This is a genomic window from Sphingomonas pituitosa NBRC 102491, assembly GCF_001598435.1.
Lineage (GTDB): Bacteria > Pseudomonadota > Alphaproteobacteria > Sphingomonadales > Sphingomonadaceae > Sphingomonas > Sphingomonas pituitosa.
The window spans coordinates 93495-118651 of record NZ_BCYY01000014.1 but is presented as its reverse complement, the minus strand read 5'-3'; the positions used below and the strand labels follow the sequence as shown (position 1 = coordinate 118651).

Genomic DNA, 25157 nt, shown 5'->3' with positions numbered 1-25157 from the left:
TGCAATGGAGCATGAGACGGTGCGGAAGGGAAGCGCCTCCCCAGCGGTCGAATCGCTCCCTACATAGGGATCGTGCCTGCCGATCTTCCCGCTCCCCTGGCCGACTGGTTCACCGCGCGCGGCTGGGCGCCGCGACGGCACCAGTGGGACATGCTCGCGGCGGCGCGGGCGGGGCGGCATGCGCTGCTCGTCGCGCCCACGGGGGCGGGCAAGACGCTGTCGGGCTTCCTGCCGACGCTGGCCGAGCTGATCGAGGCGCCGGCCGAGGGGTTGCACACGCTTTACATCTCGCCCTTGAAGGCGCTGGCGGTCGACGTGCAGCGCAACCTGCTGACGCCGATCGAGGAGATGGGGCTGCCGATCCGCGTCGAGACGCGCACCGGCGACACGCCGCACGAGAAGAAGGTTCGCCAGCGCGCCCGCCCGCCGCAGGTGCTGATGACCACGCCCGAATCGCTCAGCCTGCTGCTCTCCTATGAGGACAGCCTGACGATGTTCGCCGGGCTGAAGACCGTGGTGATCGACGAGATCCACGCCTTCGCCACCGGCAAGCGCGGCGACCTGCTGGCGCTGGCGCTCGCCCGGCTGGAGCGGCTGGCGCCGGAGTTCCGCCGGGTGGGGCTCTCCGCCACCGTCGCCGATCCCGACGGCTATCGCGCCTGGCTCGCGCCCTATGGGGACATCGATTCGGTGACGCTGGTGCAGGGCGAAAAGGGCGCGGAGCCGAATATCGCCATCCTGTTGCCCGAGGGGCGCGTGCCCTGGGCCGGGCATTCGGGCATCTATGCCATCCCGCAGGTGATGGCGGAGATCGAGACGCACCGGACGACGATCGTCTTCTGCAACACGCGCGGGCTCGCCGAACTCGTCTTCCAGCAGCTGTGGAAGGTCAACGACCTCAAGCTGCCGATCGGCGTCCATCATGGCAGCCTCAGCCTGGAGGCGCGGCAAAAGGCCGAGCAGGCGATGGCCGACGGGCGGCTGCGCGCGCTGGTCGCCACCGCCAGCCTCGATCTCGGCGTCGACTGGGGCGATGTCGATTGCGTGATCCAGATGGGTGCGCCCAAGGGCTCCTCCCGCCTGCTCCAGCGGATCGGCCGTGCCAACCACCGGCTCGACGAGGCGAGCGAGGCGGTGCTGATCCCCGGCAACCGCTTCGAATATCTCGAGGCGCGCGCGGCGCTCGATGCCGTCGAGGCGGGCGAGCTCGATCCCGACGTGTTCCGCCCCGGCGCGCTCGACGTGCTGGCCCAGCATGTGATGGGCTGCGCCTGCGCCGCCCCCTTCCAGGCGGAGGACATGCTGCAGGAAGTGCGCGCAGCATTGCCCTATTCGGCGTTGACCGCGGAGGTGTTCGATCGCGTCCTGAACTTCATCGCCGATGGCGGCTATTCGCTGCGCGCCTATGACAAGTTCAAGCGGCTGACCCAGGGCAAGGACGGCGTCTGGCGGATCACCCAGCCCAGTTTCATTGCGCAGCATCGGCTGAATGCCGGCATCATCGTCGAATCGCCGATGCTCGAGGTGCGCTTCAAGAACGGCCGGCGGCTGGGCAAGGTGGAGGAGGGGTTCGCCGCCTCGCTCTCGCCGGGCGACACCTTCTTCTTCGGCGGGCTCGCGCTGGAGGTGGAGCGCGTCGAGGCGACCGACCTGATCGTCCGCGCCACCGCCAAGCAGGCGCGGGTGCCGAGCTATATGGGTGCGCGCCTCGCGATCACCGCCAACCTCGCGGATCGGGTGCGCACCTTCCTGTTCGATCGCAGCCAGTGGGCGCGCTTCCCGGCGGACGTGCGCGAATGGCTCGAGACGCAGGACCGCCGCTCGACGCTGCCGGCGCCGGGGCAGCTGCTGGTCGAGACCTTCCCGCATGAGGGCCGGCACCACCTCGTCATCTACAGCTTCGAAGGCTGGAACGCGCACCAGTCGCTCGGCATGCTGGTCACAAGGCGGATGGAGGCGCTGGGGCTGAAGCCGCTGGGCTTTGTCGCCAACGACTATGCGCTCGCCGTCTACGGGCTGGAGAAGATCACCGATCCGCGCCCGCTCTTCTCGCCGGACATCCTCGAGAACGAGTTCGTCGACTGGGTGCAGAGCTCGGCGCTGCTCAAGCGCGCCTTCCGCGAAGTCGCGATCATCGGCGGGCTGGTCGAGCGCCAGCACCCCGGAAAGCGGAAAACCGGGCGGCAGGTGACCTTCTCGACCGACCTGATCTACGACGTGCTGCGCAAGTACGAGCCCGACCACCTGCTGCTCCGCGCCGCCTGGGAAGACGCGCGCGCCAAGATGACCGATGTGGGCCGACTCGCCCGGCTGCTCGACGAAGCGGGCGCGCGGATGCTGCACATCGACCTGGAGCGGGTAAGCCCCCTGGCAGTTCCGGTACTGATCATGATCGGTCGCGAATCGGTGGCGCAGGGCACCACCGAAGATGCACTGCTCGAAGAGGCGGAGGCGATTGCTGCCGAGGCGATGCGACTCGACTGACCCCGTTCTTTTGCGGGATTGCTGCGCAACATGGGAAGGCGTAGCTTCCGGCGATGTTCGGAGTCTCGTCCTCTTTGCTCTTCTGGGGCGTACCGCTCGGCCTGGTGGCGAGCAGCCCCCTCGGCGTGCGGACCGATCCCGAAACGGCGCCTGCGGCAGCGCAGCCCGATGCGATCCAGCTCGCGCTGGGCGAGACAAATGCGCGGCTCACGGTGCCCGTCGCGATCACCCAGCAAGGCCCCTACAACTTCATCATCGATACCGGCGCCGAGCGGACCGTGGTTTCGCGGGAGCTTGCCGGAAGGCTGGGGCTGGCCGCAGGCGGTGCGGTGCACGTCACCTCGATGACCGGCCGTAGCCTGGTCGCGACCGTGATCGTTCCCGATCTCCGGATCGAATCGATCGGTACGCCGCACGTGATCGTCGCGCCTGCCTTCGAGGCGGCGAATATCGGTGCCGCCGGGCTGCTCGGCATCGATACGCTGCGCGATCACCAGGTGACCATCGACTTCGACACCGGCACGATGGCGGTGCGGCCCAGCGTGAAGCGCAAGCGGAGCGAGAAGCACGACCCCGACGAGATCATCGTTTCCGCCAAGGACCAGTTCGGCCAGCTGATCGTGACCGACGCCTATTACGCCAACACCCGCGTGCAGGTGGTGCTCGACACCGGTTCGCAGGTGACGATGGGCAACGAGGCGCTGCGCCGGAAGGTGGGCCGCAATGTCGGCGTGCTGCAGACGATCGAGCTGACCAGCGTCGACGGCGGCAAGACCCAGGCGCAATATGGCCATGTCCCTTCGATGCGCGTGAGCAATGTCGCGTTCGATACGCTGCCGGTCGCCTTCGCCGAAGCCGAGCCGTTCAAGCGTTTCGGCCTCACCAAGCGGCCCGCGATCATGCTGGGCATGGACGCGATGCGGAGCTTCCGGCGGGTGGAGATCGATTTCCCCAACCGGCAGGTGCGGTTCTTCCTTCCCCGCGGCACACGGGAGAAGCGGCCCGATTTCGCGTCGCCGTTGCTCCCGCCCGGCATGCGCAACCCCGCGCGCGATTGACTTTACCGGCCGGGTCTGATTGGCCTGACCATATGACCACGCTTTCGCGCGCGACGCTCGCCGGCCTTCCTGCCGGCATCCTCCGCCCCGGCCATGACCCGGCCGCGATCCGCACCGGCATCGTCCATTTCGGCCCCGGCGCGTTCCACCGCGCCCACCAGGCGGCGTTCATCGACAGGGTGCTCGACGGCGATCCGCGCTGGGGCATCGCCGCGGTATCGCTGCGCAGCGGCACCACCACCGATGCGCTGAAGGCGCAGGACGGACTGTATACGCTGGCGGTGATCGATCGCGCGCCTTCCACCCGGATCATCGCCGCGCATTCCGACGCGATCGGCCCCGGCGAGGGCGCACGCCTGCGCGCGCTGCTCGCCAGCCCCGAGGTGCGGATCGCCACCAGCACGGTGACCGAGAAGGGCTATTGCCTGGGCGGCGACGGCACGCTCGACATGGCCCATCCGGACATCGTCCACGACCTTGCCCGCCCGGCCGAGCCGGCGAGCGTGATCGGCTGGATCGTCGCCGGCCTCGCCGATCGCCGCGCGGCGGGCGTGCCGCCTTTCGCGATGCTCTGCTGCGACAACATGACCGGCAATGGCGGCAAGCTCCGCGCCGCCTGCGTCGCGCTGGCGCGCGCATGGGATGCTGGCCTGGCCGACTGGATCGCGACCGAAGTCGCCTTCCCCGACTCGATGGTCGATTCGATCACGCCGGCGAGCGACGCGGCGTTCCTCGCCAAGGTGGCAGGCGAGCTCGGCGTCGAGGACAAGGGCGCGGTGCAGCGCGAATCGTTCACGCAGTGGGTGCTGCAGCGCTTCGACATGGCCGACGGCCCCGATCTCGCTGCGGCGGGCGTGACGCTGACCAATGACGTACGCGGCTATGAGCAGGCCAAGCTGCGCATCCTCAACGGCAGCCATTCCAGCCTCGCCTATATCGGGCTGGTGCTGGGGCACGAGACCGTGTTCGAGGCGATGTCCGATGCCGCGCTCGGCGGTTTCGTGACGCGGCTGGCGCATCAGGACATCGCGGCGTCGCTGGGACCGGTCGATGGGCTGGACGTGCCCGGCTATGTCGATGCGGTGCTCGACCGGTTCCGCAATCCGGCGATCCGGCATTTGCTGTCGCAGATCGCCTGGGACGGCTCGCAGAAGCTGCCCTACCGCCTGCTGGATACCACGGCGGCCGCGCTCGATGCCGGGCGCCCGGTCGAGCGGCTGGCGGTGCCGGTAGCGGCGTGGATCGCGTTTCTTGGCGCCAAGGCGAAGGCGGGCGAGACGATCACCGATCCGCTGGCGGACGTGCTGGCGGCGGCCGCGACCGATGCGGCGCCGGTCGAGGCGGTGCTGGCGCTGCGGCAGGTGTTCCCCGCCCGCGTGGCTGAGGATGCGCGGTATCGCGCGGCGGTGGGCTCGGCGTACGCCGCGATCCAGGCCGGCAAGCTGGGCGATCTGCTGGCGGGCTGATCCGCTTCTTCTAAATCCCCCTCCCGCAGGCGGGAGGGGAGAAATAGGTCGGGCTACCGCGCCTGCCGCCGGGTGTAGAGATACAGCCCGGCGGTAAGCGCGAGGAACAGCAGCGTGCCGCCCGCCAGTGCCACCGGCGCAAAGCCCGCGCCCATCAGCGCGAGCGGGGATTCGCTTCCCGTCTCATAGACGATGCCCGCGTAGAGCACCCCGAACAGGCTGTCGCCGACGATCATGCCGGTGGCCATCAGCACGCCCATCCGCTTGACGAATTCGGGGTCGCGGGCGCGCTCGGCGGCGCGGTCGTAGAACCAGCCGATCACCGCGCCGACCACCACGGTCAGCGTCACGCCCATCGGCAGATAGATGCCGAGGCCCACCGCCAGCGGCGGCAGCCGCAGCCTGGTGGTGCGCGCGAGCAGCTCGTCGACGAGGATCACGCCTGCGCCGATCAATGCGCCGATGCCGATCAGGTCCCAGCGCAGATCGCCGCCCAGCACGCCCTTGGCGAGCGACGAGATCAGCGCCGCCTGCGGGGCGGGCAGCGCGTCGGCGCTCGCCCCCGCCACCCCGGCAAAGCCGAACGAGGCGTTGAGCACGCTCAGCACCGGCGGGATGACGAGGCTGCCGAAGATCACGCCGAAGATCAGCGCCACCTGCTGCTTCCACGGCGTCGCGCCGACCAGCTGGCCGGTCTTGAGGTCCTGGAGATTGTCGTTGGAGATGGTCGCCACGCCGAACACGATGCCGGTGACGATCAGCGCATAGGCGATCAGCGCCTGGGTGGTGCCGGGATCGAGGTCGCGCCCGAACATGCCGACCAGCATCAGCGACGCGGCGACGACCGAAAGAATGCCGATGCCGGAGACCGGGCTGTTCGACGCGCCGATCAGGCCCGCCATGTATCCGCACACCGAAGCGATCACGAGGCCGACGACCAGCACGAACACCAGCGAGCCCGCCACCAGCAGCCCCGCCGAGGCGGAGAGCGGCCCGGCCGCGAGCACGCCCCACAGCAGCCAGCCGATCGGCAGCAGCATGAACAGCGTCACCGCCGCGACGATCCCGATCGGCAGGTCGCGCTCGCCCACTGGCACCTCCGCGCCGCTGCGCGCGGCGGCGGAAGCGGCGAGCGACGAGCGGATGCCGCCCACCACCGGCCCGATGATCTTGAGCAGCGTCCAGATCGCCGCCATGCCGATCGTGCCGGCGCCGAGGAAGCGCACGTCGCTGCGGAACACGGTGTTGGCCACCGCCTCCGCCGCGCCGGGGAGCCCCGCGCTCAGGATCGGCAGTGCGATCCACCAGCCGATCGCCACGCCGACGAGGATGGCGATGCCGACGGTGAGGCCGATCAGGTGGCCCGCGCCGATCAGTGCGAACTGCAAGCCGCCGATGATGCCGGTGGAGCCTGCGCCCGCCTTGAAGAACACCGCGCCTTCCTCGGCCGCCAGCTTCATCCTTGTGACCAGCGCGAAGCCGGCCGAGGCGAGCGCGTTGACGACGATCACCTTCAGCCCGCGCGCGCTTTCCTCGGCGCCTTCACGGCTGCCGGCGCCGACCTGCAGCACCTCGGCGGCGGCGCGGCCCTCGGGATAGGGCAGATCGGGCGAATCGACGACGAGCGCGCGCCGCAACGGCACCGAGAACATCACGCCGAGGATGCCGCCGAACATCGTGATCGCAGCGGTTTCGACATAGGGAAAGCCGTTCCACCAGCCGATCATCACCAGGCCCGGCAGCACGAAGATGATCGCCGCCAGCGTCCCCGCCGCGCTGGCGACGGTCTGCACGATATTGTTCTCGAGGATGGTCGAGCCGGGGAAGAAGCGCAGGATCGCCATCGAGATCACCGCGGCCGGGATCGAGGTGGCGAAGGTAAGGCCGATCTTCAGGCCGAGATAGACGTTGGCGGCCGTGAACAGCAACGTGATCGCGCCGCCGAGCAGCACGCCGCGCAGCGTGAGTTCAAGCGGCGCGCGGGCGGGGGCAGTGGCCATGCGCTAGGAGCTCCGGAGTTGGGAAGGGGACGGGGCGTGCGATACCGCGCCACCGCAGCGCGCGGTGATCGTGTCGGATCAGCATGGGCGCCCTCGCCATCGCATGGCCGGCACCGTGGCACCGGCGGGCGTGAAAGGACAGGCTTTTCCGGGCGATCAGCCGCGGAACAGCCCGCCCAGCACGCCGCGCACCACCTGGCCGAGCATGCCGCCGCCGCCCTTGCTGCCGAACACCGCCTTGCTGACTTCGTTTGCCACCGCACGGCCCGCGGCCGACGATGCCGAGCGCGTGGCGGAGCGGATCGCGCGGTTGAGCGGGTTGTTCGCCGCCTCGCGCTCGGCGGCGATGCGTGCGCGCTCTGCCTCCTTGGCGCGGCGGGCGTCTTCCTTGGCCTGCGCGGCGGCGGCCTTTTCGGCGGCGTCGCGGGCTTGCGCCTCGGCAGCGGCGGCGCTGGCCTCTGCGCGCTTGGCGGCGAGCAGTTCCTCGGCGGAGTCGCGGTCGATCGCGGTGTCGTAGCTGGCGCCTACCGCGTCGGTTTCGACCAGTATCTTGCGCTCGTCGGCCGCCAGGGGCCCGACACGCGAAGCGGGTGGCCGGATCAGCGTGCGCGACACCGGCGCCGGCGAACCGTCCGCCTGGAGCAGCGACACCAGTGCCTCGCCCACCGCCAGCTCGGTGATCGCGGTCGCGACGTCGAGGCCGGGGCTCGCCCGGAACGCCTCGGCGGCGGCGCGGATCGCCTTCTGGTCGCGCGGGGTGAAGGCGCGCAGCGCGTGCTGGATGCGGTTGCCGAGCTGGGCGGCGACATCCTCGGGAATGTCGATCGGGTTCTGCGTGACGAAATAGACGCCGACGCCCTTCGATCGGATCAGCCGCACGACCTGCTCGATCTTCTCCAGCAGCGCCTTGGGCGCGTCGTCGAACAGCAGATGTGCCTCGTCGAAGAAGAAGACGAGACTTGGCTTGTCGGGATCGCCGATTTCGGGAAGCGTCTCGAACAGTTCGGACAGCAGCCACAGCAGGAAGCTGGCATAGAGGCGCGGGCTCGCCATCAGCTTGTCGGCAGCGAGGATGTTGATCACGCCGCGGCCGCTGTCGTCGTGCGCGAGAAAATCCTGGATGCTGAGCGCCGGCTCACCGAAGAAATGCGTGGCGCCCTGGGTGCGCAGCTGGAGCAGCTGGCGCTGGATCGCGCCGACGCTTTGCTTTGAGACGTTGCCGTAGGTCGTCGACAGCTCCTCGGCCCGCTCGGCGCAGTGCGCCAGCATCGCCTGGAGGTCGTCGAGGTCGAGCAACAGCAGCCCCTCGGCATCGGCGACGTGGAAGGCGATGGTCAGCACGCCCTCCTGCACCTCGTTGAGGTCCATCAGCCGGGCGAGGAGCAGCGGCCCCATTTCGGAGACGGTGGCGCGGATCGGATGGCCCTGTTCGCCGAACAGGTCCCAGAGCTGCACCGGCATTGCCTGGTACTTCCAGTCGCCAGCGCCGATCGCCTGCGCGCGCGCCGCGAACGTCGCGTGCGGCTTGGCGAGCGGCGATCCGGCCATGCCCAGCCCGCCGAGATCGCCCTTCACGTCGGCCACGAACACCGGCACGCCAGCGGCCGAGAATCCCTCGGCCAGGCCCTGTAACGTGACGGTCTTGCCGGTGCCGGTCGCGCCGGCGATCAGACCGTGGCGATTGGCGCGCCGCAGGTTCAATTCGATCCGCGCGCTGCCGGCTGCTCCAACGAAAAGGCCCGCTTCTTCCGCCATTTCCTGCTCCTCTGTGGAAGCGCAGGCATAGGGAAGAAACGGGCCTTGGTCAGCCGGTTTTGGCGGCGATCAGTTGCCGGCGATGCCGACGGGAATGTAATTGCCCGCGTTCTTGCGCTGGATGAAGAGCACCACCTGCTTGCGGCCTGCTGCCTTGGCGGCGGCGAGGGCCTTGGTCAGGTCGGCGCCGGTGCGCACCGGCTGCTGGTTCACCGAGACGATCACGTCGCCGCGCATCAGGCCCTTGCCGGCGGCGTCGCTGCTCGGGTTGACGCCGGTGATCACCAGGCCGCCGATCGACGGATCGACGCCGATCGAGCGGGCGATCTGCGGGGTCAGCGGGGTGACGCCGACGCCGAGCAGCGCGGTGGGCGCCGTTGCGGCGGCGCCGTCGTCGCCATCGTCGCCCGGTCCGCCATCCTGGTCGCTCGGGTCGAAACCGGTGAGCTGCTCTTCCGGCGGACGCGCGACGACCGTGACGTTGACCGTCTGGCGCTTGCCGTCGCGGATCAGCTCGACCGGAATGCGGGTACCGGGTGTGACGTTGGCGACGATATAGGAAAGCGTCTGTTCGGGCGTCACGTCCTTGCCGTTGACCTTGACGATGACGTCGCCCTGCTTGATCCCGGCCTTCTCGGCCGGCTGGCCGGGCTCGACCCGCGCGACGAGGGTGCCGCGATCCGAGGGCAGGCCGAAGCCGGCCGCAAGGTCCTTGGTCAGGTCCTGCATCGCGATGCCGAGATAGCCGCGCGTGATCGACTGGCCCTTCATCAGCTTGTCGATGATCGGCTTGGCTTCCTCGGCCGGGATCGCGAAGCCGATGCCGACATTGCCGCCGGTGGGCGACAGGATCTGCGAGTTGATGCCGATCACGTTGCCGTTCAGGTCGAACATCGGGCCGCCCGAATTGCCGCGATTGATCGAGGCATCGGTCTGGATGAAGCGGTCATAGGCGCCGGTGCCGGTGACGCGGTGCGTCGCCGAGATGATGCCGGCGGTGACGGTGCCGCCCAGGCCGAACGGGTTGCCGATCGCGAGGATCCAGTCGCCGACACGGGCGCGGCCCGAATCGCCGAACTTGACGAACGGCAGCGCGGCGCCGTCGATCTTGAGCACCGCCAGGTCCGACTGCGCGTCATGGCCGATCAGCTTGGCCTTGAAGTCGCGGCCGTCGGACAGCGTGACGGTGATCGATTCGACCACCGCGCCCTGGGCCCCTGCCGAGATCACATGGTTGTTGGTGACGACATAGCCGTCGGCCGAGATGACGAAGCCCGAACCCAGCGACTGCGCCTCGCGCGTCACCGGCTGGCCCTGGCCCTGGCCGAACATCTCGAGCGGCGTGCCGGCGAACGGATTGGCGTTCACCTTCACGCGCTGCGTCGTCGAAATATTGACGACCGCCGGCTGAAGGCGGGCGACCAGATCGGCGAAGCTCATCGGCGCGCCGGCCTTGGGGGCCACCGCCTGGATGGTGCCCGGCTCGTTCTGCGCGGTCTGCGCGCCGGCCGGCTGGTTGAGCGAGAGCGCGGTGGCGGCGCCGCCGAGCAGGATCGCGGTAGTCAAGGCGTATGCGTAACGCACGGGGTCATTTCCTCTCGAAAGGAATGGTATTCGTCTCAACCCGCGCTTCTACCCAGCGCGGCTGAACCTGATTTGAATATGAACGGCCGGACAGACTCATCGTTGCCCGGTGAACTCCTTCAAATAGGCGTTGTTCGGCGACAGGATGATCTGGGTATCGCCCTTGCGGTCCGGCGCCAGGAACGTCCGGCGATAGGACTGCATCGCGCGCCAGAAATCGTAGAATTTCGGATCCTGGTTGAACGCCGCCGCATAGATCTGCGCCGCCTGCGCCTGGGCGTTGGCGCGGATGATCTGCGCGTCGCGCAGGCCCTGCGCCTTGATCGTCTCGGCTTCCTGGCTCCGCGAGGTGGCCATGCGGGTCAGCGCGCTGTTGAGCGGCGAACCCGAGGGCAACTCGGTCTGCTTGATCCGCACGTCGACGATCTCGACGCCATATTGGCTGGCGAGCTTCTGCAGCGATGCCTGGATGTTATCCATCACCTGGCCGCGCTCCGGGCTGAGCAGCGTTTCCGAGCGGCGGCGGCCCAGCTCGTTGCGCAGCGACGAACGCAGCAGCGGCTGGAGCTGGTCGCGCAGCCGCTCCTCGGTGCCGACGGTCACCACCATCCGCAGCGGATCGGTGATGCGATAGCGGGCATAGGCGTCGATCTCGAGCCGCAGCTGGTCGGTCGACAGTACGGGCTCGTCGGGCAGATCGACGTCGAGCACGCGCTTGTCGACCCAGACCAGCCGATCCATGAACGGAATGCGGAAGACCGGGCCGGCGCCGGTGCGGCCGAAATTCTCGCCGGTCTGGAAGGCGTTGACGGTGCGGTACGGCTTTTCCAGCCGCAGCACGACGACCTGCTTGGTCTCGGGCACGATCGCCACGGTGCTCATCAGCACGATGAGCACGACGATCACCGCGACGACGAGCGCGATCGGATTGCGAAGCCACTGCGTCACTTGGCGCCTTCCTTCCTGTCGGCGTCCGCCGGGGCGGCGCCACCACGAAGCTGGGGCAGCGGCAGATAGCTGTTCACGCCCGGTGCCTCGATGATCGTCTTGTTGCTGTTGGCCAGCACCGCTTCCATGGTCTCGTAATAGAGCCGGCGCTTGGTGACGTCGGGCGCGAGCTTGTACTGTTCGTAGATCTTGTTGAACTCGGCCGCCTCACCCTGTGCGGCGGCGATCACGCTCTGCGCATAGGCATTGGCGTTGTTGCGGTTCGATTCGGATTCCTGCGTCGCCGCGGTCACCGCCTTGAACGCCTCGTCGACCTGGCTCGGCGCGGTCGCCTTCTGCACCGCCACGCCCTGGATGCGAATGCCCGACTGATATTCGTCGAGGATCTTCTGCATCATGACCTGCGCCTGCGCCTCGATCTGCGAACGGCCTTCGCCGATCGCCTCGTTGAGCGTGGTGTTGGCGATCACCGCGCGCATCGCGCTTTCCGCGGTGGCGCGCACCGTCTCGCGCGGATCGGCGATCTGGAACACGTAGAGCGGAGCGCTGCGCACGTCCCAGCGCACCGAATAGGCGAGGTCGACGACGTTCTGGCCGCCGGTCAGCATCAGATTCTCGCCGCTGTTCGGGAAATTCTCGGTACGGATATTGCCGACATCGACCACGTCGACCAGCTGGAACGGCGCGGGCAGGGTGAACTGGATGCCCGGATCGAGCGTGCCCGAATAGCGCCCGAGGAAGGTGACGACGCCCTTCTCGCGCGGGCCGATCGGGTGGATCGAGGTGTAGAGCACCCACACCGCCAGCAGGCCGGCAAGGATCAGCAGCCACAGCCGCGCGCCGGTGGGGACGCCGGGCAGCCCGCCGCCGCCGCTCCGTGCCCGGCGCCAAAGCTCGTCGAGCGCGCTGGGCGAGCCGGGCTTGCCGCGACGACCCTCGGGCGGAACGGACCACGGGTTGCGCGGGCCCCCGCCATTGCCGTCATCCTTATCCGAGCCGCCGCCCCAGGGGCTTTTCGGCGCCTCGTTGTGGAAGGTGCCGGACTGCGCGTCACGGCCAGAACTATTCACCATGCCAACCTTTATAAGCAGGGCGACGCGGATTTACAGTGGCGTCGGACGATTGTGTACCTATGTCGCTGCGGCATGACTGAACCGCAGGACCTCTCCGCCGCCCTCGCCCCCGTTTCCGCCGGGCGTGCCACCGTTCGCCTCGAAGCCGGCCGCGCCAATGTGGTGCTCGATGTGACCGGCCTCGCGCCGGAAACCCGCGACGCGCTGGAAGCCGAAGTGCGCAGCGCCGCCGCCGCGCTGCCCGGCGTGGCGGAAGTACGCGTTCTCCTCACCAGCGAGCGCCGCACCCGCCGGATTCTTGCGGTGGCGAGCGGCAAGGGCGGGGTCGGCAAATCGACCGTCGCCGCCAATCTCGCGATCGGTCTGGCCAAGCGTGGGCTCAAGGTCGGGCTGGTCGATGCCGACATCTACGGCCCCTCGCAGCCCAAGTTGCTGGGGGTCGAGGGCGTGAAGCCGCAGGCGCGTGACAAAGTATTGCTGCCGATCGAAACGGCGTTCGGGCTCAAGATGCTGTCGATGGGCGGGCTCGTCGCCGAAGGGCAGGCGATCGCCTGGCGCGGGCCGATGGCGGGCGGCGCGCTGGGCCAGATGGTCGATGCCGACTGGGGCGATACCGAGCTGCTCGTGCTCGACCTGCCGCCGGGCACGGGCGACGTCCAGCTGACGATGATCCAGAAGCACAAGCCGGCGGGCGCGGTGATCGTCTCCACCCCGCAGGACCTGGCGCTGATCGACGCGACCCGCGCGATCGACCTGTTCAACAAGGCGGGTGTGCCGATCGTCGGGCTGGTCGAGAACATGGCCGGCTATTGCTGCCCGCTTTGTGGCGGCATCTCCGATCCGTTCGGCAGCGGCGGGGCGGAGACGGCGGCGGCGACGCTGGGCATCCCCTTCCTCGGCCGCATCCCGCTGGCGATGGAAATCCGCGCCGCTTCGGACGCCGGCACGCCGCCGGCCGCGGACAATACGCAGTCTACCGGACCATTTGGCGCATTGGCCGATTCGGTCTATGAATGGCTAAAGAGGTGATGCATGCCGCTTACGCGTGACGAAGACATCCGCACCCTGCTCGAGGAAACCCGCACCATCGCGATGGTCGGCGCGTCCGATCGCCCGAATCGTCCCAGTAACGGTGTGATGCTGCTGCTGCAGCGCCATGGCTATCGGGTGATCCCGGTCAACCCGCAGATTACCGGCGAGCATGTCCACGGCGAGTTCGTCTTTCGCGAACTGGGCCAGATCGGCGTGCCGATCGACATGGTCGACATTTTCCGCAAGTCCGAACATGCCGGCGAGATCGTCGATGCGGCGATCGCCGCCGGTGCCAAGTCGGTGTGGATGCAGCTCGACGTGATCGACCACGAAGCCGCAGCGCGTGCCGAGGCGGCCGGGCTCAAGGTGGTGATGGACCGCTGCCCGGCGATCGAGATTCGCCGCCTGGGCCTCGCGCCGCTCGCCGCCGCCTGAAAGCAGGGTAAAAAGACCGCACTCCAGGCTTGCGTCATCCCGGCGAAAGCCGGGATCCAGTCGCCCCTTCGTTGCAGCAAGCGCCACGATGGAGACCCCAATGGATCCCGGCTTTCGCCGGGATGACGACGGGGAGAGGGGGCCCCCTCCGCAAGCCGCGCCCTAAAGGCGACCCAGCGCCTCGCGCAGCCGTGCCACGTCGCGCCCGTCCTGGTAGAGGCCGAGCCCGATTCGCAGCACGTCGCCGCGTACGTCGGTGACGATCTCGTCTTCCAGCAGCGCCGCCTGCCACGCCGCCGCGTTCGGACTGCGTAGCGCCAAGAACCGCGCTTGCGGCGCATCCGGCGCGGAGGGGTTGATCCGTTCGGCATCCAGGGGAAAGCCGTCGAGCAGCTGTCCCCGCAGCGGCGCGACATGGGCGTTGATCGCGGCGGTGGTCAGCCCCTCGCGCGCCAGCATCTCGCGCACCGCGACGAAGCGGTAGAGCCCCGAGGGGTCGAAGGTCGCGCCCAGATAGCGCCGCGCGTCGGGCGCATAGCCGATCTGCCCCGGCGGCAGGGCGAGGTCCTCGAACTCGGCATACCAGCCGGTGATCTCCGGCCGCGGGCCGAAGCCCGGCGGCGCGTGGAGGAAGCCGACGCCCTCGCCCGACATCGCGTATTTATAGCCGCCGGCGACGTAGAACACCCGGTCGGCCACCGCCGACAGGTCGGTCTCTACGGCCATGAAGCCGTGATAGCCGTCGATCAGCACCCACGGCCCCTCCGGCCGGGCGAGCGCCGCCAGGTCGGCGACGCCGTCGAAGATATGGCCGGTGCCGAACTGGACATGGCTGGCGACGATCAGGTCGAAGCCGCCGGCCTGCGCGGCCGCGACGATCTCCGCCATCGGCACGCGGGTGACGACCGCCGTGCCCGCTTCTTCCCAGCGCAGCGACTGGCGGCGGAAGCTGTGGAACTCGCCGTCGGTGGCAAGGATGCGCAGCGGCCGGCGAGGGCCCATCGCCGAGACGATCCGCAGCAGCAGTTCGTGGGTATTGGACGCGAACACCACCGTCGACGGATCGGGCAGGTGCAGCTCGGCGGCGACATGCGCCTGGGCGGCGGGCCAGATGTCATCCATCACCCGGCCCCACTTCCGGTCGGCGAGCCGCGCGGCATCGTCCCACGCCGCCTGCTGGCCGAGCCACGACGCGTCGGGCCACAGATGATGGCTGTGCGCCGCGAAGTGCAGCCGGTCCGGCGCGGCGGCGAGCGATCGCTGGAACAAATGCTTGAAGCTGCTCACAGATCGGTCCGGAGCGACCAGAGTTCGGGGAAGGCGCGCTTGGCGAGCGTCGATTCGAGATAGCTTACCCCAGGCGTGCCGCCGGTCCCCGGCTTGCCGCCGATCACCCGGCTGACGGTGAGGACGTGCTTGTGCCGCCACGTCGCCATCGCATCGTCGATGTCGACCAGCTTCTCGGCGAGCTGGTAGAGGTCCCAATAGCGATTGGTGTCGCGGTACACCTGGCCCCAGGCGGCGCGGACCGCGTCGTTCGGCTGATAGGGCGTCGGCCAGTCGCGGTGCAGCACGGCATCGGGCAGGTCGAACCCGGCGGCGGCGAGCGCGGCATTGGCGTCGTCCCACAGGCTGGGCAGCGCGGCGGCCGCGTCGGTCAGCGGCCCCGGCACTCCGCCGCCGCGCAGGCCGAGCATCGTCTCGACCGCGCGGAACTGGTCCGACTGGAAGCCCGAGCTGCCGCCGAGCACCGATCGGAAGCGGGTATAGTCGCTGGGCGTCATCGTCGCGAGCACGTCCCAGCTCAGCGTCATCACCGCCTGGATGCGGCTCACCCGCGCCAGGCCCTTATACGCCTCGATCAGCTTGCCCTCGCGGACCAGCCCCTTGGCGAGGTGCAGCTCGGCGAGGATCTGCTTGAGCCACAGCTCCTGGGTCTGGTGGATGATGATGAACAGCAGTTCGTCATGCCGGTCCGACAGCGGATTCTGGGCGGCGAGCAGCTGGTCGAGGGCGAGATAGCGCCCATAGGTCATGCCTTCGGTCATGGCCGCGACGCTAGCACCGGGGCGGGAAACGGCAATGGGGTGGCGGACCGTCAGAAAAGCGCGACTGCGCACACAGTTGCTCTCGGCGCGGGAGGCGATGGCCGGCAAAGCTACCATTTTAGGGTTGCGTTGACGGTTCTACCCTTCGAGCGGGACTGCAGCTATGATCGGCGGCGTCAATCCGGACAATTTCCTTTCGCCCGTACTCTGGACTGGTGACGAAGAAGACCCGCACCCTCGTGTCGGGGTGTATAGCGCCACCATTTGGTTCGACGACATGGTAGCCGGGGCGCGCTTCCCCTGCTCCGTAGCTGAAGATTGTTGCGCCGACGCTCCATTCCTCATTGCCGCTTGTTGTTTTTGAGCCCCATGGTTCGCCGGGTCGGAAGTAATCCAAGCACCCTTCTACGATTGACACTCGCCCATCTTTGACAGCGCTTCGGACGGATGTGACGTCCCTGATATCTACAACCGTCATGATGCTGCAAAATACGACCCAGATCACCGCAAAGATCGAAAGATACTTTCTGTTTCGCCAGCGATGTCGAGTCGACACGACTGCCGCGATCGTCAAACCCACGCCGACCGCGAAGAAGATGCAGTAGAACCCATAGGGAGGTTGAATGCGTTCGGGGTGGGTAAGTAAGTCGAACGATGTTCGATATTTCGGCATCATCACCCTTCATACGCATGGGAGGTGAAGGTTCGCCAGCGACGAGGTAGGCATTGGGTACGTATCGCAGAACCGTTACCGCTACCACCACCCATCCCCCTACCAACCTCCCCTTTCCCTCCCCGCCGCACCGCGCTAAGGCCCCTCGCGAATCTTCGCATTCGCAGCACCCCCGACGGTGCGCCCGCGCGGCCTATAATGGGCTGCGTCCACCGAGCGCCCGGCGGACCAGATTTAGGGAAAGGACCCCGCGCCTCATGACCGCCATCGGCAACGATACGCTCGGCACGCGTGACTCGCTCACCGTCTCCGGCAAGACCTACAGCTTCTACTCGCTTCCCAAGGCGGCGGCGAAGCTCGGCGACATCAGCCGCCTGCCCTTCTCGATGAAGGTGCTGCTGGAGAACATGCTCCGCTTCGACGACGGCGTGACCGTCACGCCCGAAGATGCCCAGGCGATCGTCGACTGGCAGCAGAACCCCAAGGCGCCGAGCCGCGAGATCCAGTATCGCCCCGCGCGCGTGCTGATGCAGGATTTCACCGGCGTGCCCTGCGTGGTCGATCTCGCCGCGATGCGTGATGCGATCACCAAGCTCGGCGGTGACGCGGCCAAGATCAATCCGCTGGTGCCGGTGCACCTCGTGATCGATCACTCGGTGATGGTCGACGAGTTCGGCACGCCGCAGGCGTTCGACGACAACGTCAAGCTCGAGTACGAGCGCAATGCCGAGCGTTATGAGTTCCTCAAGTGGGGCTCCAAGGCGCTCAACAACTTCTCGGTGGTCCCGCCGGGCACCGGCATCTGCCACCAGGTGAACCTGGAATATATCGCCCAGTCGATCTGGTCGTCGCAGGCACCGGACGGCGAGACGATCGCCTATCCGGACACGCTGGTCGGCACCGACAGCCACACGACGATGGTCAACGGCCTCGGCGTGCTCGGCTGGGGCGTGGGCGGCATCGAGGCGGAAGCCGCGATGCTCGGCCAGCCGGTGTCGATGCTGATCCCCGAAGTCGTCGGCTTCAAGCTCACCGGCGCGCTGCCGGAAGGCATCACCGCGACCGATCTGGTGCTCACCGTCACCCAGATGCTGCGCGCCAAGGGCGTCGTCGGCCGCTTCGTCGAGTTCTATGGCCCCGGCCTGCATTCGATGACGCTCGCCGATCGCGCGACCATCGCCAACATGGCGCCGGAATATGGCGCGACCTGCGGCTTCTTCCCGATCGACGACAAGACGCTCGATTACATGCGCCTCACCGGCCGCCCCGACGAGACCGTCGCGCTGGTCGAAGCCTATGCCAAGGCGCAGGGCATGTGGCACGACGTCAGCGGCCCCGAGCCGATCTTCACCGACACGCTCGAGCTCGACATGTCGACGGTGCGTCCGTCGCTCGCCGGCCCGAAGCGCCCGCAGGACCGCGTCAGCCTCGACAGCGTCGACGAAGTGTTCAACGGCGACCTGACCAAGGTGTACAAGAAGGAGCAGCCGGCGCGCGTGGCCGTCGAGGGTCGCGACCATGACATCGGCGACGGCGACGTCGTGATCGCCGCGATCACCAGCTGCACCAACACTTCCAACCCGTCGGTGCTGATCGCCGCCGGCCTCGTCGCCCGCAAGGCGCGTGCGCTGGGCCTCACCCGCAAGCCGTGGGTGAAGACCTCGCTGGCACCGGGCTCGCAGGTCGTCACCGACTATCTGAACAAGGCCGGCCTCAGCGAGGATCTCGACGCGATCGGCTTCAACCTGGTCGGCTATGGCTGCACCACCTGCATCGGCAATTCGGGTCCGCTCGCCGAGCCGATCTCGGCCGCGATCAACGGCAACGACATCGTCGCCGCCTCGGTGCTGTCGGGCAACCGCAACTTCGAGGGCCGCGTCTCGCCGGACGTCCGCGCCAACTTCCTCGCCTCGCCGCCGCTGGTCGTCGCCTATGCGCTGAAGGGCACCGTGACCGAGGACATGTACGAGACGCCGATCGGCCAGGGCACCGACGGCCCGGTCTTCCTCAAGGACATCTGGCCCTCGAACGAGGAAATCCAGGGCCTGATCGCGGCGAACATCGACGACGAGATGTTCCGTTCGCGCTACGGCAACGTCTATCTGGGCGACAGCCACTGGCAGGGCATCAGCGTCACCGTGTCGGACACCTATGCCTGGCCGACCGGCTCGACCTATATCCACAACCCGCCCTATTTCGAGGGCATGTCGATGACCCCGGCGCCGGTGCAGGACATCGTCGACGCCAAGCCGCTGGCGATCCTGGGCGATTCGATCACCACCGATCACATCTCGCCCGCCGGCAGCATCAAGGCGGACAGCCCCGCCGGTGCGTTCCTCCAGTCGCACCAGGTGTCGAAGAAGGACTTCAACAGCTACGGCGCGCGCCGCGGCAACGATGAAGTCATGGTCCGCGGCACCTTCGCCAACATCCGCATCAAGAACGAGATGGTACCGGGCGTCGAAGGCGGCATGACCAAGTACGCCGGCGAAGTGATGCCGATCTACGACGCCGCGATGCGCCACAAGGCGGACGGCACCGCGCTCGTCATCGTCGCGGGCAAGGAATATGGCACCGGCTCGTCGCGCGACTGGGCGGCGAAGGGCACCAACCTGCTCGGCGTGCGCGCGGTGATCACCGAGAGCTTCGAGCGTATCCACCGCTCGAACCTGGTCGGCATGGGCGTGCTGCCGCTGCAGTTCGCCGAGGGCGTGAGCCGCGAGACGCTGAAGCTGGACGGCTCGGAAACCTTCACCATCACCGGCGTCGCGGGTCTCCGCCCGCGCCAGGACGTGGAAGTGAAGCTCACCCGCGCCGATGGCTCGTCGGAAACCTTCCTCACCCGCTGCCGGATCGATACCGTCAACGAGCTGGAATATTTCCTCAACGGCGGCATCCTCCACTATGTGCTGCGCAAGCTCGCCGCCTGATCGATTGCCGCAATGAAATGGCCGGCGTCCTCCCCGAGGGCGCCGGCTTTTTCGTGCCTGCAGAAGTATTCATGAAGTTGAAGATATATTGTGGCTTGATAGCACAGGGTTTCAACAAATAGAAAAAATGTAATATTTGTTGCTTGACCCGACACGGTCGCCTCCATCACCTTGGTTAACGATCGATTACCGTGACTCGGTTCGATCGGTATCATCGACCAAAATGGGGGTTCGGATGAAGACGACGAAGATGAAGGCGCTGCTGGCGACTGCCGCAGCGTTCGGCCTGATGGCGGCAGCTGCCGTCCCGGCGGCCGCACAGACCAAGATCGTGCTCAACGACATCGGCGGTGTGAAGGGCTCGCAGGCAGAACTGGGCTTCAAGATTGCCGCAAGCTATTGGGAAAGCGTGCTCACCAACAACGTGACGCTGCACTTCGATGTCGGCTTTGCGAAGCTCGGGCCCAACGTGCTGGGCGGTACCAGCAGCACGCTGCTCACCAATGTCGGGATCGACAGCTACTATGGCGCCCTTGCCGCGACGGGCACCAGCGCGCTGGACGGGACGGTGCTCTCGCACCTGGCACCGCTGAGCCCGACCGGCAGCGTGTCCGCGATCGTGCCGAACTACGCCAAGCCCGCCACCCTCGACGGCGTCGCCGCCACCGGCACGCGCCTTACTCCCGACGGAAAGGCGATCAGCAACACCATGGCGCTGAGCAGCGCCAACGCGCAGGCGCTGGGCGCGGCGGCGGCCGATGTCGATGCGACGATCCAGTTCTCGAGCGACTTCGCGTTCGACTTCGATCCGACGAACGGCATCAAGGCCGGTACTGCCGATTTCATCGGCGTGGCCATCCATGAAATGGGTCACGCTCTGGGCTTCCTCAGCGCGGCGGATGATTTCAACTATTCGGTCGGTTCGGGCTTCAAGACCGACAATTACTGGTGGGCCTATGCGCTTGATCTGTTTCGCTACAGCGGCGACGGCAAGCTGAACTGGGCGTTCGACCAGCCGTCCTACTTCTCCATCGACGGCGGCAAGACCGTGTTCCAGGGCAAGGACTATTTCTCGACCGGCGAGGATTATGGCGATGGCTGGCAGGCCTCGCACTGGAAGGCGAACAACACCTGCAGCAACTATGTGGGCGTGATGAACCCCTACACCTGCGGCGGGCAGATGGACGAGATCACCTCGGCCGATCTGGCGCTGATGGATGCGATCGGCTGGAACCTGAACGTGGATGTGCTGGCCAATGGCGGCTACAAGTTCTCCACCAACGATGTGGCAAAGACCTGGATCGCCGCCGGCGGTGCGGTGCCGGAGCCGGAAAGCTGGACGATGTTGATCCTCGGTATCGGGGCGATCGGCGGCGCCATGCGCTATCGCAATCGTTCGCGGCAGGTTCGTTTCGCCTGATCGCAGACACTGAAAAACGGGACGGCCTCGCTTCTTCGGAAGCGGGGCCGTCTTGCCTTGCGGCGGCACGCCCCGATCGATCGCCTCCGTTTTGCACCTAGCTTCGCTTTCCAGCCCGCGGTCCGCCCGACTAGCAGGGTGCTGCGAAGCGGCGTCCGCGCCGGTCGTTCGCCTCCAGGGGGAGTACGGCTATGGGCACCCATCACGCACGGCACTTCGTTTTCTGCACGGCGGCGCTGCTGACGTTTGCGACGCCTGCCGCTGCGCAGACGCACATCGTGCTGCACGATATCGGCGGGGTGACCGGCACACCTGCGGAGGCCGCCTTCAGGATCGCAGCGCATTATTGGGAATCCGTTCTCACCAACAATGCGACGATCCACATCAATGTGGGGTTCGATGCGCTGGATCCCGGCGATCTGGGAGCGACCAGTTTTCGCTATTTCGACGGCATCACCATCGCCAGCTACCAGAACGCGCTGAAGGTCACCGGAAACAGCGCACTCGATGCGCAGGCCACGAGCCATTTTCAGCCGCTGAGCAGCGCGGGTACGCCGACGGTGCTGATCCCGGCCTATGACGATCCGGCCCATCTGGACGGAATCGCCACCTCCGGCACGCGTATCGCACCCAATGGCAGCATCATCGGCAGCAGCGTCGCGTTGACCGGTGCCAACCTGAAGGCGCTGGTGAACAATGTGACCGGCCTCGATGCGGAGATCGTCTTCTCCAGCGCCTATGCATTCGACTTCAATCCGTCCGACGGGATCAGCGCCGGCAGCTATGACTTCATCGGAACCGCGATCCACGAGATCGGCCATGCATTGGGCTTCACCAGCGGCGTGGATACGTTCGATACCGCGACGGGCCCGGTCGAGCATATCGACAATGTGACGGTCGCCTATGGGCTCGACTTGTTCCGCTATTCGGCGCCGGGCCAGCTCGACTGGCGCTTCGGCACGCCTACCTATTTCTCGATCAACGGCGGTGCGACCCCCTTCGGCGGCAATGCGTATTTCTCGACAGGCGCATATTATGGCGACGGCTGGGAGGCTTCACACTGGAAGGTCGTGGGTAACTGCACCGGTTTCATCGGCACGATGAACCCGTATTCGTGCGACGGCGTGAACGACGTGGTGACCGCCGCTGATCTGGCGGTGCTCGACGCGATTGGCTGGAACCTCAACATCAACGTGCTGGCCAACCCAGGGTATCAGGTCTCGACCGCGCAGATTTACCAGGCCTATCATGCATCCCGGCCGCCCGCCTTGTCCGCGGTGGTACCGGAACCGGCGGCCTGGGCGATGCTGATCGCGGGGATCGGCTGGGTGGGCGCCGCGACTCGCTATCGGCGACGTCGGAGCCGTGTTCGCTTCCGCTGAGCGGCGGGCCGCGCGCGACCCGCACGCCTTTAGCCGCCGATGCCCAGCAGCTCGATCTTGAAGAGCAGCGTCGCGCCGCCCGGGATCGGGCCCTTGCCGCGGAAGCCGTAGCCGAGCTCGGCGGGCACCGCGATCTCGATCGTGTCGCCCACGCCCATCAGCGGCACCGCGACCTGCCAGGCGCGGATCAGCCGATCGAGCGGGAACCGGGCGGGCGGGCCATCATAGGAACTGTCGAACTCGGTCCCGTCGACGAAGCTGCCGGCATAGTGGAGCGTGACCATGTCGGTGACAGCGGGGTGCGCGCCCGAGCCATCCCCCTTTACCCGGCGCCAGCGCAGGCCGCCGTCGAGCTGTCGCCAGCCCTGGGCCGAGCCGCGGCTGGCAAGGGCCAGCGACTGCGCGCTCTGCCATGCGAGATCCTGCGAGCGATCGACCGCGGCTTCCTGCGCCATGGCGGGAGCAGCGAGCAGCAGCGCGGCGGCTGCGAGAAGCATGCGCGCCATCAGCCGAGCACCCGGCCGGCAACGGCGTCGAGCTTCGCCAGCAGCTCCGGATCGCGCGCCGAGGGCGCGGTGATCAGCGCGGTGTCGAGGCAGGTGTCGATCGGCGAAGCCTCGCGCTCCGCCGGCAGGGCGCGCAGCAGGTGCATCACCATCTTTCGCGCCTTCTCGGCATTGCTGGAGAGCTGGGCGATCACCTGCGCGACGTCGACTGCCTCCTCGTCTTCGCGCCAGCAGTCATAGTCCGTCACCATGCCGACCAGCGCATAGGGAAGCTCGGCCTCGCGGGCGAGCTTGGCCTCGGGCATCGCGGTCATGCCGATGATGTCGCAGCCCCAGCTGCGATAGAGGTTGCTCTCGGCGCGGGTCGAGAATTGCGGGCCTTCCATCGCCAGATAGGTGCCGCCGACATGGGTGACGGCACCCGCCGCCTGTGCCGCCTCTGCCGCCAGCGCGGAAAGGCGCGGGCAGACCGGATCGGCCACCGAGACATGCGCGACCATGCCGGTGCCAAAAAAGCTGGAGGGCCGGCCCTTGGTGCGATCGATGAACTGGTCGGCGATGGTGAAGGTGCCGGGCGCACGCTCCTCCGCCAACGAGCCCACCGAGGAGACGGCGAGCACGTCGGTGACGCCCAGCCGCTTCAGCACGTCGATATTGGCGCGCACGTTGAGGTCCGAGGGGCTGATGCGGTGGCCGCGGCCGTGGCGCGGCAGGAACACCACCTTCACAGGACCGACATGGCCGACGAAGCAGGCGTCCGACGGCTGGCCCCAGGGGCTCGCCACCTCCACCCATTCGCCGCCCTCGATGCCCTCGACATCGTAGAGGCCCGAACCGCCGATGATTCCGATCGTCCAACCGCTCATGCGTCACCCTTTGCTGCGTTGCGGCGGGCATAGGCGAAATAGACGACGAGACCCAAGAGGTTCCAGCCGCCGAACCAGAGTTGCGTCTTGGTCGGCAGGCTGAGGAACAGATACAGGCAGCCGAAGATCGCGCCGAGGCCGACCACCCACGCCGCCGGGGTGCGGAACGGGCGGACCATCTCGGGGGCGCGGCGGCGCAGCACCAGCAGGCAGAGGCCCACGGCCGCAAAGGCGGTAAGCGTGCCGGCGTTGGCGAGGGCTGCGATCTCGTCGATCGGCAGGAAGGCCGCGAAGAAGCTGACGATGCCCGCGGTAAACAGCGTGATCCGCACCGGCGAGCCGCGGCGCGAGACCTTGGCGAGGCTCTTGGGCAGCAGGCCGTCGCGCGCCATCACGAAGAAGATACGGCTCTGGCCGAACAGGAAGCCGAGGATCACCGTGGGCAGCGCGACGATCGCGCTGAGCGCCAGGAACTTGGCGACGCCGGGCTGGCCGATCTCGCGCAGGATCAGCGCCAGCGGCTCGGGGCTGTCGGCAAAGCGGGTGTAATGGAGCGCGCCGACCGCGGTGAGCGCGACGATCATGTAGATGGCGACACAGGCGACCATCGACCCGACGATGCCGATTGCGAGGTCGCGGCCGGGGTTCTTGGCTTCCTCGGCGGCGGTGGAGATCGCGTCGAAGCCGTAAAAGGCGAAGAAGATGATCGCGGCGGCGGCCATCATCCCGCGCTCCACCCCGCCGCTGGCATGCTTGGCATAGCCGAACGGGGCGAAGGGATCGAAATTGGCGGCATCGAAAGTGGGCAGGGCGACCGCGACGAACACGGCGAGCGCGATCAGCTTCACGACGACGAGGATCGCGTTGAGCGTCGCGCTCTCGCGGGTGCCGACAATCAGAAGCCCGGCGACCAGCCAGACGACGAACAGCGCGGGGACGTTGACGCCCCAGGCGGCGATGTGGCCGGCGGCCATCTGCGGGCCATGGGTGAGTTCGGGCGGCACGCCGAGGCCGAGCAGGAAGGGCGTCGCATAGCCCGACCAGCCGACCGCAACGGTGGCGACGACCAGGGTGTATTCGGCGAGCAGGCTCCAGCCGACGACCCAGGCGACGATCTCGCCCAGCGCCACATAGCTGTAGGTATAGGCACTGCCCGAGGCGGGGATGCTCGTCGCCAGCTCGGCATAGGCGAGCGCGGCGCAGGCGCAGATCGCACCCGCGACGACGAAGGAGAGGATCACCGCCGGCCCCGCACGATCCGCGCCGACGCCGATCAGGGTGAGGATGCCGGTGCCGACGATCGCGCCGACCCCGAGTGCTACGAGGTGATACCAGCTGAGTGTGCGCGCGAGCTGGTGCCCGTGCGGCTGGTCCGCCGCGGCATGGATGGGTTTGAGACGGAACAGACTGGCCATGGATCCTCCCCTATGTTCTTGGCGCGCCGGTGATAGCGCGGCGCGGGGAGGGGGCAAGGGCAGGGGAAGGGCTGCGCCTGAT

Annotated in this window: 18 protein-coding genes; 8 read left to right on the top strand and 10 right to left on the bottom strand. The window is 67.7% G+C overall.

The window, feature by feature from the left end; all coding sequences use genetic code 11:
* The first annotated feature begins 72 nt into the window (after positions 1-72).
* The 3 genes from SPI01S_RS12760 to SPI01S_RS12750 are packed head-to-tail and all read left to right on the top strand — an operon-like array spanning position 73 to position 5008.
* Positions 73-2484, top strand: a complete 2412-nt coding sequence (locus tag SPI01S_RS12760; protein WP_066722866.1) for a ligase-associated DNA damage response DEXH box helicase — start codon at positions 73-75, stop codon at positions 2482-2484.
* 53 nt (positions 2485-2537) lie between these two features.
* The gene (locus SPI01S_RS12755; protein WP_066722863.1) at positions 2538-3542 is read left to right on the top strand and encodes an aspartyl protease family protein; all 1005 of its coding nucleotides are present in this window, start codon (positions 2538-2540) and stop codon (positions 3540-3542) included.
* A gap of 32 nt (positions 3543-3574) precedes the next feature.
* Entirely contained in the window at positions 3575-5008 is a 1434-nt protein-coding gene (locus tag SPI01S_RS12750; protein WP_066722860.1) for a mannitol dehydrogenase family protein, read from the top strand.
* Positions 5009-5061: 53 nt separating this feature from the next.
* On the opposite strand, the gene SPI01S_RS12745 is transcribed toward SPI01S_RS12750, so the two are convergent.
* The 5 genes from SPI01S_RS12745 to hflK form a co-directional block, all read right to left on the bottom strand.
* Positions 5062-7008 carry an OPT family oligopeptide transporter gene (locus SPI01S_RS12745; protein WP_066722857.1) on the bottom strand — a complete coding sequence of 649 codons (1947 nt, stop codon included), beginning with the start codon at positions 7006-7008 and terminating at the stop codon, positions 5062-5064.
* A gap of 156 nt (positions 7009-7164) precedes the next feature.
* Complete coding sequence (locus SPI01S_RS12740) at positions 7165-8763, bottom strand: helicase HerA-like domain-containing protein (protein ID WP_066722854.1); 1599 nt, start codon at positions 8761-8763, stop codon at positions 7165-7167.
* A 69-nt stretch (positions 8764-8832) separates the two neighbouring features.
* Positions 8833-10347, bottom strand: a complete 1515-nt coding sequence (locus tag SPI01S_RS12735) for a Do family serine endopeptidase (RefSeq protein WP_066722852.1) — start codon at positions 10345-10347, stop codon at positions 8833-8835.
* 96 nt (positions 10348-10443) lie between these two features.
* Positions 10444-11295 carry a protease modulator HflC gene (hflC, locus tag SPI01S_RS12730; RefSeq protein ID WP_174539102.1) on the bottom strand — a complete coding sequence of 284 codons (852 nt, stop codon included), beginning with the start codon at positions 11293-11295 and terminating at the stop codon, positions 10444-10446.
* Positions 11292-12368, bottom strand: a complete 1077-nt coding sequence (hflK, locus tag SPI01S_RS12725) for a protease modulator HflK (protein ID WP_066722849.1) — start codon at positions 12366-12368, stop codon at positions 11292-11294. The genes hflC and hflK overlap by 4 nt, the downstream gene beginning before the upstream one ends.
* A 72-nt stretch (positions 12369-12440) precedes the next feature.
* On the opposite strand from hflK, the gene SPI01S_RS12720 reads away from it, so the two are divergent.
* A complete protein-coding gene (locus SPI01S_RS12720; protein ID WP_066722847.1) occupies positions 12441-13397 on the top strand; it encodes a P-loop NTPase in 957 nt (318 codons plus the stop codon).
* A gap of 3 nt (positions 13398-13400) precedes the next feature.
* Positions 13401-13835, top strand: coding sequence for a CoA-binding protein (locus SPI01S_RS12715; protein ID WP_066722845.1), 435 nt, complete (start codon positions 13401-13403; stop codon positions 13833-13835).
* 162 nt (positions 13836-13997) lie between these two features.
* Here SPI01S_RS12715 and SPI01S_RS12710 read toward each other — a convergent pair whose 3' ends face one another.
* Together SPI01S_RS12710 and SPI01S_RS12705 are read right to left on the bottom strand one after the other, a co-directional pair.
* Complete coding sequence (locus SPI01S_RS12710; protein WP_066722843.1) at positions 13998-15122, bottom strand: aminotransferase class V-fold PLP-dependent enzyme; 1125 nt, start codon at positions 15120-15122, stop codon at positions 13998-14000.
* On the bottom strand, positions 15119-15883 hold the full coding sequence (locus tag SPI01S_RS12705; protein WP_066722835.1) for a tryptophan 2,3-dioxygenase: 765 nt from the start codon (positions 15881-15883) through the stop codon (positions 15119-15121). Before SPI01S_RS12705 ends, SPI01S_RS12710 begins: the two co-directional genes overlap by 4 nt.
* A 930-nt stretch (positions 15884-16813) precedes the next feature.
* Here SPI01S_RS12705 and acnA point away from each other — a divergent pair.
* The 3 genes from acnA (at position 16814) to SPI01S_RS12690 (ending at position 22288) form a co-directional block, all read left to right on the top strand.
* Positions 16814-19486 carry an aconitate hydratase AcnA gene (gene acnA / locus SPI01S_RS12700; protein WP_066722833.1) on the top strand — a complete coding sequence of 891 codons (2673 nt, stop codon included), beginning with the start codon at positions 16814-16816 and terminating at the stop codon, positions 19484-19486.
* A 235-nt stretch (positions 19487-19721) separates the two neighbouring features.
* Complete coding sequence (locus SPI01S_RS12695) at positions 19722-20906, top strand: NF038122 family metalloprotease (protein ID WP_066722830.1); 1185 nt, start codon at positions 19722-19724, stop codon at positions 20904-20906.
* A 191-nt stretch (positions 20907-21097) separates the two neighbouring features.
* On the top strand, positions 21098-22288 hold the full coding sequence (locus SPI01S_RS12690; RefSeq protein ID WP_066722827.1) for an NF038122 family metalloprotease: 1191 nt from the start codon (positions 21098-21100) through the stop codon (positions 22286-22288).
* 29 nt (positions 22289-22317) lie between these two features.
* Here the strand turns inward: SPI01S_RS12690 and SPI01S_RS12685 are convergent, their stop codons facing one another.
* The 3 genes from SPI01S_RS12685 to SPI01S_RS12675 are packed head-to-tail and all read right to left on the bottom strand — an operon-like array spanning position 22318 to position 25075.
* Positions 22318-22794 (bottom strand): FKBP-type peptidyl-prolyl cis-trans isomerase, encoded by a 477-nt coding sequence (locus SPI01S_RS12685; protein ID WP_066722824.1) that lies wholly within the window; start codon positions 22792-22794, stop codon positions 22318-22320.
* Complete coding sequence (locus tag SPI01S_RS12680; protein ID WP_066722821.1) at positions 22794-23660, bottom strand: S-methyl-5'-thioadenosine phosphorylase; 867 nt, start codon at positions 23658-23660, stop codon at positions 22794-22796. Before SPI01S_RS12680 ends, SPI01S_RS12685 begins: the two co-directional genes overlap by 1 nt.
* Positions 23657-25075: an amino acid permease gene (locus SPI01S_RS12675; RefSeq protein WP_066722818.1), complete on the bottom strand. Its 1419-nt coding sequence runs from the start codon at positions 25073-25075 to the stop codon at positions 23657-23659. Before SPI01S_RS12675 ends, SPI01S_RS12680 begins: the two co-directional genes overlap by 4 nt.
* Between the last annotated feature and the right edge of the window lie 82 nt (positions 25076-25157).